Source organism: Modicisalibacter sp. 'Wilcox' (assembly GCF_010993675.1).
Classification (GTDB): Bacteria; Pseudomonadota; Gammaproteobacteria; order Pseudomonadales; family Halomonadaceae; genus Modicisalibacter; species Modicisalibacter tunisiensis.
This window is the reverse complement of record NZ_WNXF01000012.1, coordinates 1-13,248: the sequence shown is the minus strand read 5'-3', so window position 1 is coordinate 13,248 and position 13,248 is coordinate 1. Positions and strand designations below refer to the sequence as shown.

Annotated in this window: 11 protein-coding genes; 10 read left to right on the top strand and 1 reads right to left on the bottom strand. The window is 65.9% G+C overall.

What is annotated here, in order from left to right:
* The first annotated feature begins 22 nt into the window (after positions 1-22).
* The 6 genes from murC to lpxC all read left to right on the top strand — a co-directional run bounded on the left by murC (position 23) and on the right by lpxC (position 6,829).
* The gene (gene murC / locus G7A98_RS11665; RefSeq protein WP_163649960.1) at positions 23-1,435 is read left to right on the top strand and encodes a UDP-N-acetylmuramate--L-alanine ligase; all 1,413 of its coding nucleotides are present in this window, start codon (positions 23-25) and stop codon (positions 1,433-1,435) included.
* Positions 1,432-2,382: a D-alanine--D-alanine ligase gene (locus G7A98_RS11660; protein WP_163649850.1), complete on the top strand. Its 951-nt coding sequence runs from the start codon at positions 1,432-1,434 to the stop codon at positions 2,380-2,382. The genes murC and G7A98_RS11660 overlap by 4 nt, the downstream gene beginning before the upstream one ends.
* A gap of 5 nt (positions 2,383-2,387) precedes the next feature.
* Positions 2,388-3,116 (top strand): cell division protein FtsQ/DivIB, encoded by a 729-nt coding sequence (locus G7A98_RS11655; RefSeq protein ID WP_163649849.1) that lies wholly within the window; start codon positions 2,388-2,390, stop codon positions 3,114-3,116.
* A gap of 212 nt (positions 3,117-3,328) precedes the next feature.
* Positions 3,329-4,603, top strand: coding sequence for a cell division protein FtsA (gene ftsA, locus G7A98_RS11650; RefSeq protein WP_163649848.1), 1,275 nt, complete (start codon positions 3,329-3,331; stop codon positions 4,601-4,603).
* A gap of 31 nt (positions 4,604-4,634) precedes the next feature.
* On the top strand, positions 4,635-5,798 hold the full coding sequence (gene ftsZ, locus G7A98_RS11645; protein WP_163649847.1) for a cell division protein FtsZ: 1,164 nt from the start codon (positions 4,635-4,637) through the stop codon (positions 5,796-5,798).
* A gap of 116 nt (positions 5,799-5,914) precedes the next feature.
* On the top strand, positions 5,915-6,829 hold the full coding sequence (gene lpxC, locus G7A98_RS11640; protein ID WP_163649846.1) for a UDP-3-O-acyl-N-acetylglucosamine deacetylase: 915 nt from the start codon (positions 5,915-5,917) through the stop codon (positions 6,827-6,829).
* A gap of 70 nt (positions 6,830-6,899) precedes the next feature.
* Here the strand turns inward: lpxC and G7A98_RS11635 are convergent, their stop codons facing one another.
* Positions 6,900-7,388: a DciA family protein gene (locus G7A98_RS11635; RefSeq protein WP_163649845.1), complete on the bottom strand. Its 489-nt coding sequence runs from the start codon at positions 7,386-7,388 to the stop codon at positions 6,900-6,902.
* A gap of 67 nt (positions 7,389-7,455) precedes the next feature.
* On the opposite strand from G7A98_RS11635, the gene G7A98_RS11630 reads away from it, so the two are divergent.
* From G7A98_RS11630 to G7A98_RS11615, 4 genes are all read left to right on the top strand, one after another.
* Positions 7,456-7,809, top strand: a complete 354-nt coding sequence (locus tag G7A98_RS11630) for a hypothetical protein (protein ID WP_163649844.1) — start codon at positions 7,456-7,458, stop codon at positions 7,807-7,809.
* Positions 7,810-7,878: 69 nt separating this feature from the next.
* Positions 7,879-10,593 carry a preprotein translocase subunit SecA gene (secA, locus tag G7A98_RS11625; protein ID WP_163649843.1) on the top strand — a complete coding sequence of 905 codons (2,715 nt, stop codon included), beginning with the start codon at positions 7,879-7,881 and terminating at the stop codon, positions 10,591-10,593.
* A gap of 32 nt (positions 10,594-10,625) precedes the next feature.
* Complete coding sequence (gene argJ, locus G7A98_RS11620; RefSeq protein WP_163649842.1) at positions 10,626-11,840, top strand: bifunctional glutamate N-acetyltransferase/amino-acid acetyltransferase ArgJ; 1,215 nt, start codon at positions 10,626-10,628, stop codon at positions 11,838-11,840.
* 62 nt (positions 11,841-11,902) lie between these two features.
* Positions 11,903-12,850 (top strand): Nudix family hydrolase, encoded by a 948-nt coding sequence (locus G7A98_RS11615; RefSeq protein ID WP_163649841.1) that lies wholly within the window; start codon positions 11,903-11,905, stop codon positions 12,848-12,850.
* Positions 12,851-13,248 lie beyond the last annotated feature (398 nt).

Here is a 13,248-nt window from a genome sequence, read left to right as displayed (position 1 = left end):
TCAGCTTCGCAAGGGGCCGGGCATGCGACGCATCCGGCGCATTCACTTCGTGGGCATCGGCGGCGCCGGCATGTGCGGCATCGCCGAGGTGCTGGCCAATCAGGGCTACGCGGTCAGCGGCAGTGACCTCAAGGCCTCTTCGGTGACGGCACATCTCGAGGGCTGCGGCGTGCGTATCGCCGTCGGCCACGCCGCTGCCCATGCCGAGGGGGCCGACGTGGTGGTGGTGTCCACCGCGGTGGATGCCGGCAACCCCGAGATCGCCTGGGCCCGCGAGCACCGCGTTCCGGTGGTGCGGCGCGCCGAGATGCTGGCGGAGCTGATGCGCTTTCGTCACGGCATCGCCATCGCCGGCACCCACGGCAAGACCACTACCACCAGCCTGACCGCGACGCTGCTGGCCGAGGGCGGGCTGGACCCGACCTTCGTGATCGGCGGCAAGCTGACCAGTGCCGGCACCAATGCCCGCCTGGGGGAAGGCGACGTGCTGGTCGCGGAGGCCGACGAGTCGGACGCCTCCTTCCTGCACCTGCAGCCCATGGTCGCGGTGGTGACCAATGTCGATGCCGACCACATGGGGACCTACGCCGGGGACTTCGCGCGGCTCAAGGACACCTTCATCGAGTTCCTGCACAACCTGCCGTTCTACGGCCTGGCGGTGCTGTGCCTGGATGACGCCAACGTGCGCGAGCTGCTGCCACGGGTGCAGCGGCAGTTCGTGACCTACGGCTTCGATGCCCAGGCGGACTACCGGATCACCGACTTCGTGCAGCAGGCCGGCGAGATCCGCTTCACGGCACGGCGTCCGGAGGGGCATGCGCCGCTGGCGGTGCGCCTGGCGATGCCCGGCGAGCACAATGCGCTCAATGCCCTGGCGTCGATTGCCGTCGCCACCGATGCCGGCGTCGATGATGCGGCGATCCAGCGCGGGCTGGCGAGCTTCGCCGGCGTGGGCCGGCGCTTCCAGGTGCATGGCGAATTTGCCCTGCCCGACGGGGAAGGGCGTGTGATGCTGGTGGACGACTACGGGCACCATCCGCGCGAGGTGGAGATGGTGATCCGTGCGGTACGCGCGGGCTGGCCTCAGCGGCGCCTGGTGATGGTGTACCAGCCCCATCGCTTCTCGCGTACTCGGGACCTCTACGAGGACTTCGTGCGCGTGCTGTCCGGGGTCGATACCCTGGTGCTGCTGGATGTCTACAGCGCCGGCGAGGCGCCGATCACCGGGGCGGAGGGACGGACCCTGGCGGGCTCGATCCGGCAGCGCGGCGAGGTCGATCCGCTGTTCGTCGAGGCCAAGGCCGAACTGCCGCGTCTGTTGCACAATGTGCTGCAGGATGGCGATATTCTGATCACCCAGGGGGCAGGCGACATCGGTGGCATCGCCCTGGCCCTGGCCGACAGTCAACTGGGCTTGCACGAGGTCGAGCTATGAGCGTCAGGCATCAGGCGAGCACCGGGGCGCCGTGCCCCGGGCGATACGGGCGCGTGATCGTGCTCCATGGCGGGGACTCGGCCGAACGTGAGGTGTCGCTGGTCAGTGGTGCCGCCGTGCTGGCCGCCTTGCAGCGCAGCGGTGTGGATGCGCGTGGGTATGATCTGGCGGCCGGGGGCCTGAGCGGTCTCGAGGCGCTGGCGCCGGATCGGGTGTTCATCGCGCTGCACGGCCGGGGGGGCGAGGACGGCACCGTCCAGGGGGCTCTCGAGCTGCTCGGCGTCCCCTACACCGGCAGCGGTGTGCTGGCCTCGGCGCTGGGCATGGACAAGCAGCGGTCCAAGCAGCTGTGGCGGGCCGTCGGGCTGCCCACGCCGGAGAGCATCACGCTCGGTCCCGACTCGGACTGGGACGCGGTCGTGACGCAGCTGGGCCTGCCGCTGATCGTCAAGCCCGTCCATGAAGGATCGACGCTGGGCATCAGCATCGTCCACGACCGGCAGGCCCTGGAAGCCGCCTTCGGCGAGGCGGCACGCTTCGACGCGGCGGTCATGGCCGAGCGCTACATTCAGGGCGACGAGTACACGGTATCGCTGCTGGGCGATCGCACGCTGCCGGCGATTCGGGTCGAAGTGCCCGGCGGGTTCTACGACTACGAGGCCAAGTATCACTCCGACACCACCCGCTACCACCTGCCCTGCGGGCTGAACGAGGCGGACGAGCGGGCCCTTGGCGAGCTCTGCCGGGATGCCTTTCGAGCCATCGGCGGTCGGGGCTGGGGGCGTGTCGACGTGATGCGCGACGATCAGGGACGCTTCTGGCTGCTCGAGGTCAACACCGTGCCGGGGATGACCGATCACAGCCTGGTGCCGCAGTCCGCCGCGCATGCCGGGATCGATTTCGATGCCCTGGTGTTGCGCATTCTCGACACGGCGCTGGAGTCCTGACCCGGATGGCGGCGAGCGGGAGCGGTTCGCGGGGCTCCTGGCTGGGTCTGGTCCTGCTGCTGGTGCTGCTGGTGGCCGGTGGCCGGGCGTTGTGGCTGTGGCTGGACCGGCCGATCGAGCGGGTCTCCATTCGCGGCGAGCTGGAACATGTCAGCGCGGCCTACCTGCGCAGCAAGCTGGCGCCTCTGGTGCAGGGCAGGACGTGGCTGTCGGTGGATCTCGGCGAACTGCGCGAGCGGGCGCGACGCATCGAGTGGCTCGAGGAGGTTCGCGTGTCGCGGCACTGGCCCGACGCCCTGACCTTCGAGCTGTTCGAGCAGCGTCCGGTGGCGCGCTGGAACGACAGCGAACTGCTCAACCCCCGGGGGAAGGCGTTTCGTCGCGACTCGGTGACGGTCGACGAGCCGTTGCCCGACCTGGCGGGTCCGCGCGGCAGCGGTGCGGAAGTGCTGGCCTGGTACGATCGCCTCCAGCGGCAGCTCAAGCCGCTGGGGCTCACGGTCACCCAGCTGCGCCTCGAGGACCGCGGCGCCTGGCGCTTTCAGGTCAATGACGGCCTCTGGGTGATGCTCGGGCGCAACGACAGACCGGCCCGGCTGGCCCGCTTCGTGGCGGCCTGGCGTCGCCAGTTGGGCGAACAGGCGTCGCGGATCCGCTACGTCGACCTGCGTTATCCCAACGGGGTTGCCGTCGCCTGGCATGGCGAGGATGCCGAGGCAGGTGCGGACGGCTGACGGGGGCAGGCGTCTGTCGTGATTCCGGTCACTAATTCCGGCCATCGGGGGCATGACGAGGTATTTCTTTCGCCAAAAAATCCCCGTATTCTGAGCCGAATTCTCTTGGGTCACGGCCTGCTTGGCGTTTACGTTCTATACTTCGACCCAACTTTGTATCTGCAAAAATACGGTTTCTCAATTCAGTGAAGATCGAGGAGTGATCCCGACCCATGGCAGGACAATCCAATGCTTCCAATATGGTGGTCGGGCTGGATATCGGAACATCCAAGGTCGTGGCGATCGTCGGTCAGCCCACGGACGATGGCGGGCTGGAAATCGTCGGTATCGGTTCGCACCCTTCCCGGGGCATGAAGAAGGGGGTGGTCATCAATATCGAGTCCACCGTCCAGTCGATTCAGCGGGCGGTGGAAGAGGCCGAGCTGATGGCCGGATGCGATATCCATTCGGTTTACGTGGGGATCGCGGGCAGCCACATAAGCTCGATGAACTCCGACGGTGTGGTCGCGATCAAGGACCGCGAGGTGACGCCCTCCGATATCGAGCGGGTCATCGACTCGGCCCGGGCCCGGGCCATCTCCGAGGGGCAGCGTATCCTGCATGTCCTGCCCCAGGAGTTCGCCATCGACACCCAGGAGGGCATCCGTGAGCCGCTCGGCATGTCGGGCGTGCGTCTGGAGGCTCGGGTGCATCTGGTGACCGCGGCGCTCAACGCGGTGCAGAATATCGAGAAATGCGTGCGGCGCTGTGGTCTCGAGGTCGATGCCATCATCCTCGAGCAGCTGGCGTCGAGCCACGCGGTACTTACCGAGGACGAGCGCGAGCTGGGTGTGTGCATGGTGGATATCGGTGGCGGCACGACCGACATCGCGGTGTTCACCGAGGGCGCCATTCGTCACACCTCGGTCATCCCCATTGCCGGCGACCAGGTCACCAACGACATCGCCATGGCGCTGCGCACGCCGACGCAGTATGCCGAGGACATCAAGGTCAAGTATGCCTGTGCCCTGACGCAGCTGGCGTCCAGCGATGAAATGATCAAGGTTCCCAGCGTGGGAGACCGCCCGGCTCGCGACCTGTCGCGTCAGTCGCTGGCCGAGGTGGTCGAGCCGCGCTACGAGGAACTGTTTACCCTTGTACGCGAGGAACTGCGGCGCAGCGGCTACGAGGATCTCGTGGCCGCGGGCGTGGTGCTGACCGGGGGGACGGCGCGCATGGAAGGCGTGGTCGAACTCGCGGAGGAAATCTTTCACATGCCGGTGCGCATCGCGAGCCCCCAGAATGTGCGGGGGCTGGTCGACGTGGTGCGCAATCCGATTTATTCCACGGGCGTGGGTTTGCTACTCTACGGAATGCGTGACGCCAAGCCGGGCGATAACCGTGCGGTGTCCGCCCAGCCCCGTAGAGAGGAAGTCTCACGGCGTGGTCTCAAGGATGGCATCTCGGCGCTGGAACGGGTCAAAGGCTGGTTCAAAGGAAATTTCTGACAAGGCCGAAACTGGCCAGGAGACGGGGCAAATGTTCGAACTGGTAGATAATGCACCTTCCAGCAGCGCTGTCATCAAGGTGATCGGCGTTGGTGGTGGCGGCGGCAATGCCGTCAATCACATGGTCGAGAGCAACATCGAGGGCGTCGAATTCATCTGCGCCAACACCGATGCGCAGGCCCTCAAACGGGTTGCCGCCAAGACCGTTCTCCAGTTAGGCAGCGAAATAACCAAGGGGCTGGGTGCCGGTGCCAGCCCGGACGTGGGCCGTCAGGCGGCGATGGAGGATCGCGAGCGCATCGCGGAACTGCTGCAGGGCGCCGACATGGTCTTCATCACCGCCGGCATGGGCGGGGGGACCGGTACCGGCGGTGCACCGGTGGTGGCCGAGGTGGCCAAGGAGCTGGGCATCCTGACCGTGGCCGTGGTGACGCGGCCCTTCCCGTTCGAGGGGCCCAAGCGCATGAAGGTCGCGGAGGAGGGCATGAAGGAGCTCTCCCAGCACGTCGACTCGCTGATCACCATCCCCAACGAGAAGCTGCTGGCGGTACTGGGCAAGAGCGCGAGCCTGCTGACGGCGTTCAGTGCCGCCAACGACGTGCTGCTCGGCGCGGTCCAGGGCATCGCCGAACTGATCACCAGCCCGGGGATCATCAACGTCGACTTCGCCGACGTGCGCACCGTCATGTCGGAGATGGGCATGGCGATGATGGGCACCGGCGGCGCGACCGGCGAGAACCGGGCCCGCGAGGCCGCCGAGAAGGCGATTCGCAGCCCGCTGCTCGAGGATATCGACCTGCACGGCGCGCGCGGCATCCTGGTCAACATCACGGCCGGCCCGGATCTGTCGATCGGCGAGTTCAACGACGTCGGCGCCACGGTGCAGGAGTTCGCCTCCCAGGATGCCACCATCGTGGTGGGCACGGCGATCGACATGGAGATGTCCGACGAGCTGCGGGTCACCGTGGTGGCCGCCGGCCTGGACGGTGTCCGCGAGAAGCCGGCCGCCCGCGAGTCGGTCGCGCGGCCCGAGACCACCGACTACCGCAAGCTCCAGCAGCCGACCGTCATGCGTCAGCAGGCGGCCAAGGCCGAGCAGGAGGAGACCGCGAAGGCCCGTCAGGAGCGCCGCAAGGCCAAGGACATCGACGACTATCTCGATATTCCGGCCTTCCTGCGCCGCCAGGCCGACTGATCCATCCGGTCGGCGGGCGTCATGGGCGTGGCCAGCGACAAATTTTTGGTTAAACAGGCGTTCGATGGTATAGTGAACACTGTTTGACAATTTATGCAGCAGCCTGGTCATTGCCCATGATTAAGCAAAGAACCCTCAAGAACACCATGCGGGCCACGGGAGTCGGCCTGCACTCGGGCGAGAAGGTCTATCTGACCCTGCGTCCGGCGCCGGTCAACACCGGCATCGTGTTCGTGCGCACGGACCTCGAGCCGGAAGTTCGCATCCCGGCGCGCGCCGAGAATGTCACCGATACCACCCTGTGCACGGCCCTGTCGCGCGACGGCGTCAAGGTGGCGACCGTCGAGCACCTGATGTCGGCCTTCGCGGGACTGGGTATCGACAATGCCTTCGTCGAGCTGAGCGCACCGGAAGTGCCGATCATGGACGGCAGTGCCGGACCCTTCGTGTTCCTCATCCAGTCGGCGGGAATCGCCGAGCAGGAGGCGCCGAAGAAGTTCATTCGCATCAAGCGCGAGGTGCTGGTGCGCGACGGCGACAAGGAAGCCCTCTTCCTGCCCCATGAAGGCTTCAAGGTCACGTTCTCGATCGATTTCGACCATCCGGTCTTCGAGCAGCAGAAGCAGCTGGCCAGCGTCGACTTCTCGACCACCTCCTTCGTCAAGGAAGTCTCGCGGGCCCGGACCTTCGGCTTCATGCGCGACCTGGAGTTCCTGCGCTCGCAGAATCTGGCCCTAGGCGGCAGCCTGGACAACGCCATCGTCGTCGATGACTACCGCATTCTCAACGAGGGTGGGCTGCGCTACGAGGACGAGTTCGTCAAGCACAAGGTGCTCGATGCCATCGGCGACCTCTACCAGCTCGGCCACAGCCTGATCGGCGAGTTTCGCGGCGTGAAGTCCGGTCATGCCCTCAACAATCAGCTCTGCAGGGCCATGCTGGAAAACCCCGACGCCTGGGAGATCGTCACCTTCGAGGAGGCGTCCCAGCGAGCGCCGATCTCCTACTCGGCCCCTGCCATGGCCATGTGACGCGTTCTTCTACAGGCAACCAGGCATGCTTGACGCCAGCCCGACCGGGCTGGCGTTTTTCGTGGGCGATTCACGCGTCCCGGCTGTCGCCGTTCATCGACGCGTGGGCAGCGAGGCGCTCCAGGGCGCGCTTGAGTTGCGGGTCCTGGGTGTCCCGGGCGCAGGCCTGCAGTTCATCGGCGGCGGGGGAGGACAGCGTTCGGTGCTGGACCGGGGGTGGTCTGACCGGGCTGACGGGGCGCACCTTGAAGGTCAGGGCGAGCACGGCCTCGAAGCCGGGCAGTTCTCGTATCAGGCGCAGCAGGCGTGTCTGATCGTAACGCAGTGCGGTCAGCCAGTGGGCTCCATCCGTGATCAGGGTCAGGCGCCCATCCCGGTAGCCGCCCACGAACAGGTGGGGGCGCATCTCTTCCGGGAGATGATGGCGCAAGTGCGCCTGGGCGCGGTCGATGAGCTGTGCCTTGTGCAGCAGCCCGCCGAGGTCGGCGCCGGAGGGGCCCTGGGGGGAAAGGAGGCGTGTCGCGGGCTGGGCGCGAAAACGCTTAGCCTTTATACTCATTGGCTTGCCCGTGAAACTGCGAAAGCGATACTGCGCAATCTAGCATGCCCTGGAGCCCTTCGACAGCATGACCTGCCCCACTCCTGCCGCGAGTCGCGCCGATGGAACCGGTCGGCAGCGTGCCAGACGCACGTCGCGCTGGTGGCTGGCCGGCCTGCTGGTCGGTTGCCTGCTGCCGACCACGCTGGGGCATGCCGAAGCGCTCCGGCTCGCCGAACAGATCACCCAGATCTGCCTCATGGCTCCCGCGGCGATCCGCGAGGAATCGCGTCGGGCGCGCAAGCGGGCTTCGCACCGGTGGCCGACGAGTGTCGGTCGGCCCGGGCGCGAGACGCGTGTCTGGCGGCAGGTGGCCGGGCACGCCTGTTCCGGTGCGGATCTGGCGTCTCGCGCCCCCCGGGCACCGCCTTTCATTGTGTGAATGCGTGATCGAGGTTTTCGGTCGGCAGAGTGCCGCCGGCCTTCTTTGCACAATGATTGGATACTGCTAATGATCAATACTCTGGTTCGCAAGCTCGTCGGGTCCAAGAACGACCGTGAAGTCAAGCGCATGGGCAAGCTGGTCGCCGACATCAACCGTCTGGAAGAGGAGGTCGCGGCCCTCGACGACGACGCCCTGAAGGCACGCACGGCCCAGTTTCGCGAGCGCCTCCAGAACGGGGAAAGTCTCGATCGCCTGCTTCCCGAGGCCTTCGCCACGGTGCGCGAGGCCAGTCGTCGGATCATGGGCATGCGTCACTTCGATGTGCAGCTGATCGGCGGGATCACCCTGCACCGCGGGCGCATCGCCGAGATGAAGACCGGCGAGGGCAAGACGCTGGTGGCGACCCTGGCCGTCTATCTCAATGCGATTCCCGGCCGCGGGGTGCATGTCGTGACCGTCAACGACTATCTGGCCCGGCGCGACGCGGAATGGATGCGCCCGCTCTACGAGGCACTGGGGCTGACCGTGGGCGTGATCTACTCAGGGCAGACCTCGGCCGAGAAGCGCGAGGCCTATGCCTGCGACATCACCTACGGCACCAACAACGAGTACGGCTTCGACTACCTGCGCGACAACATGGCGTTCTCGCTGGAAGAGAAGGTCCAGCGGGAGCTGCACTATGCGATCGTCGATGAGGTGGACTCGATTCTCATCGACGAGGCGCGGACCCCGCTGATCATTTCCGGTCCGGTGGAGGAAAACACCGAGCTCTACAAGGTGGTCGACCGGCTGGCGACGGAGCTCGAGGTCTGCGAGGACGCCGAGGATCCGGACAGCGGCGACTTCACCCTCGACGAGAAGCAGAAGCAGGTGGAGTTGACCGAAAACGGCCACCACAAGGTCGAGGAACTGATGCGCCGGCAGGGGCTGCTCAGCGAGGACGACTCGCTCTATGCGGCCCAGAACCTGGGGCTGCTGCACCACATGCACTCGGCCCTCAGGGCGCGTCATCTCTTTCATCGCGATGTCGACTACATCGTCAGCAGTGGCGAGGTGGTGATCGTCGACGAGCACACCGGTCGCAGCATGCCCGGCCGGCGCTGGTCGGAGGGGCTGCACCAAGCCGTCGAGGCGAAGGAGGGCGTGGCCATCCAGAAGGAAAGCCAGACCCTGGCCTCGACCACCTTCCAGAATTACTTCCGCCTCTACGAGAAGCTGTCGGGCATGACCGGCACCGCGGATACCGAAGCCTTCGAGTTCCGCCAGATCTACGGGCTGGACGTGACGGTGATACCCACCAACAAGCCGATCGCGCGGGTCGATCACAACGACCTGGTCTATCTCTCGGCCCAGGAAAAGTTCGAGGCGATCATCGAGGACGTGAAGGCCCAGCGTGACGCCGGGCGTCCCGTGCTGGTGGGCACAGCCTCGATCGAGACCTCCGAGCTGCTGTCGGGGCTGATGAAGCAGGCCGACATTCCCCACAACGTGCTCAACGCCAAGCAGCACCAGAGCGAGGCGGAAATCATCGCCCAGGCCGGGCAGCCCGGGGCGATCACCATCGCCACCAACATGGCGGGCCGCGGTACCGATATCGTGCTGGGGGGCAACTGGGAGGCGGAGGTCGCCAAGCTCGACAATCCCTCCCAGGCGCAGATCGACGCCGCGAAGGCCGAATGGCAGCAACGTCACGATGCCGTTCTCGAGGCGGGTGGTCTACATGTCATCGGCTCCGAGCGTCACGAGTCGCGGCGCATCGACAATCAGCTGCGCGGGCGCGCCGGTCGCCAGGGGGACCCGGGTTCCACCCGCTTCTTCCTCTCGCTGGAGGACAACCTGATGCGCCTGTTCGGTTCCGAACGGGTGCAGCGTCTGATGCAGGCGCTCGGGCTCGAGCGGGGCGAGGCGATCGAGCACAAGATGGTGTCCAACGCGGTCGAGCGGGCCCAGAAGAAGGTCGAGGGGCGCAACTTCGACATCCGCAAGCAGCTGCTCGAGTACGATGACGTGGCCAACGATCAGCGTCGCGTGATCTATGATCAGCGTGACGCGATTCTCGGTGCCGAGGACGTGTCCGAGAACGTGGCGGACATCCGCGATGAAGTGCTCGACGAGGCGATCAGCGGCTTCGTGCCGCCCCAGAGCCTGCCCGAGCAATGGGATCTGGAGGGCCTGCAGCAGTATCTGAAGAGCGAGTTCAACCTCGATGTGCCGCTGACCCAGTGGGCCGACGAGGACGAGAACTTCCACGAGAAGGCCCTGCGCGAACGCCTGCAGACCCAGCATCGCGAGATCTATGCCGCCAAGGTGGAGGCCGTCGGTGAAGAGCTGATGCGGCGCTTCGAGAAACAGGTCATGCTTCAGGTGCTCGATACCCGCTGGAAGGAGCATCTGCAGTCGATGGATCACCTGCGCCGGGGCATCCACCTGCGCGGCTACGCCCAGAAGAATCCCAAGCAGGAATACAAGCGCGAAGCCTTCGAGCTGTTCCAGAGTCTGCTGGGCAACATCAAGCACGACGTGACACGCATTCTCAGCCACGTCCAGGTGCGGCGCCAGGAAGAGGTCGAGGAGCTGGAACGCCAGCGCCGCGAGACACTGGAGCGCGAGAAGGCCAGCGCCACGCAGCGCCACGACGAGGTCGCGGAAGACTCCGACGAGGCGCCGGGCGGCGACCCGGCGCAGACGGTGCGGCGCGAGGGGCCCAAGGTCGGACGCAACGACCCGTGCCCCTGCGGCTCGGGCAAGAAGTACAAGCAGTGTCACGGCAAGCTGCAGTAAGCGACAATCCCGAACAGGTCAGGAGATGAAGCATGGCGGTAGGTGAAGCGGTCTTTCCCCGGATGTCGGTCCTCGATGGACTGCGTCTGGGCACGGCGGAAGCGGCGATCAAGAAACCGGGGCGACGCGACCTGGTGGTGGTCGAGCTGCCGGAGAATACCACCGTGGCCGGCGTGTTCACGCGCAATGCCTTCTGTGCGGCGCCGGTGCATGTCGCCAGGGATCATCTGGCCCGCAGTGCCGTGCGCTACCTGCTGATCAATACCGGCAATGCCAATGCCGGCACGGGCGAGCAGGGGATGAAGGATGCCGAATACTGCTGTGGCGCCCTGGCGTCCCTGGTCGGCTGTGCCGGCGAGGCGGTACTGCCATTCTCCACTGGCGTGATCGGCGAGCCGCTGCCGGTGGCGCGGATCGAGGCCGCGTTACCGCGCGCCCTGGAGAGCCTGGATGATTCGTCCGAGGCCTGGCAGCGGGCGGGCGAGGGCATTCTGACCACGGATACGCGGCCCAAGGGCGCGACCGCCACCTGCCAGATTGGCGGTCAGACGGTCACCATCAATGGCATCAGCAAGGGCTCCGGCATGATCCAGCCCAACATGGCCACCATGCTGGGCTTCGTGGTGACCGATGCCGCCATCGAGTCGGATCTGCTCTCGTCGTTGCTGCGCGAAACGACCCAGGTCAGCTTCAACAGCATCACGGTCGACAGCGATACCTCGACCAACGACGCCTGTCTGCTGATGGCCACCGGGCGCAGCGCGCAGGTCTCGAGCCCGAAGGAGGTTGCCGCCTTCCGGGCCGCGCTCGAGGAGGTCATGGTGACGTTGGCCCAGGCCGTCATTCGCGACGCGGAGGGAGCAACGAAGTTCGTCACGTTGCAGGTCGAGCAGGCCCGGACGGTTCAGGAAGCCCGGGACGTGGCCTTCACCGTGGCCCATTCCCCGCTGGTCAAGACCGCCCTCTATGCCTCGGATGCCAACTGGGGGCGGATACTGGCGGCCGTGGGTCGGGCGCCGGTGGACGACTTCAACGTCAATGCCGTGACCATCGATCTGGGAGCGGTGCGCCTCGTCGAGCATGGTGGCCGTGCGGCCGACTATACCGAGGAGGCCGGCAGTCGCGAGATGGCGCGGGAAGACATTACCATACGCATCCTACTGGGACGCGGCGAGTCGGCGGCCACCGTCTGGACCTCCGACCTGTCGCACGAGTATGTCTCCATCAACGCCGACTATCGCAGTTGATCGGCGCATCATTTTCCGTCCCGCAACGAGAAACATCAAGGTTCTAGAGGTAAGTACGCAAGATGATCAAACGACGGGTGCATGTGGCAGCGGCTGCCATCTTCAGCGACGACGGAAATGAGGTGTTGCTGGCCAGACGCCCCTCCACGGTAGACCAGGGAGGGTTGTGGGAGTTTCCCGGGGGCAAGCTGGCACCCTACGAAACCGGCTTCGAAGCGCTGCGGCGCGAGCTGCACGAGGAACTCGGCATTTCCATCGAGCGGGCCCAGCCCCTGATTCGCGTGCATCATGAATACTCCGACAAGCATATCCTGCTCGATGTCTGGCAGGTGCACGGTTTCTCCGGGGAGCCCTACGGACGGGAAGGCCAGGCGGTTCGCTGGGTCAAGCTCGGCGAACTGTTCAACTACCCCTTCCCGGCCGCGAATCTGCCGATCCTGCGCGCCGTCATGCTGCCGACCGAATACCTGATCACCGCGGAAGAGGAGGACGATGGGGTCTTTCTCGACAAGCTGCAGCGTGCGCTGATCGAGGATGGCGTTCGTCTGGTACAGCTGCGTGCCAAGTCGCTGGATGAATCCGCGTACCTGGCGCGCGCTGAACAGGCCCTGCAGCTATGCCGTGAGCACGGCGCTCGCCTGTTGTTGAATACCGAGCCCGAGATGCTCGCGCACATCGATGCCGATGGTGTGCACCTGACCAGTGAACGACTGATGACCCTGGAGCGCCGGCCCATCGTCGAGGGCAAGTGGCTCTCCGCATCGACCCACGATGAAGGCCAGCTGGCCCGGGCCGGGCGAATCGGCTGCGATTTCGTGACCCTGTCGCCGCTGCGGACGACCCCCTCGCATCCCGATGCCGCGCCCCTGGGCTGGCACGATTTCCAGCAACTCGTGGAGCCCGCGGCCATGCCGGTGTTCGCACTGGGGGGCATGACCCGCCACGATGCCAATCATGCCCGTGCCGTCGGTGCCCAGGGCATCGCTTCCATTCGGGACTTCTGGCGCTGACTCGGGCCTCTCGAACAAGGCGTCGGACCCCGCGGGTTTCCGGCGCCAGTTGCCGGTCTCGCCGCAGTTATTGAAAAAAGTTGCTCAGGGGGCTTGTCAGGGCCGAAGGTGGGGCGTAAAGTACGCATCCGCTGCCGACGACGGGACACGTCACCGGCGGTGGAGAGGAGAAGCAAGTGGTTGTTTCCTCGACGGTTTTCGGAAGGTTGCGATGAAAATTGCACTTGCCAGGCCGCGTCGAAACGCCTAGAATGCTCTCCCGTGATTCGGCAGGCCGGCGGCCGCCGCGGGATTGGTGTTCACCGATCGCCACGACGCCAGACGCCGCTTGACACGCCGGGCCGAATCGGTAGAATACAGCCTCTCTCGCAACGAGGCGCTCAACGAGCAACGGTTGC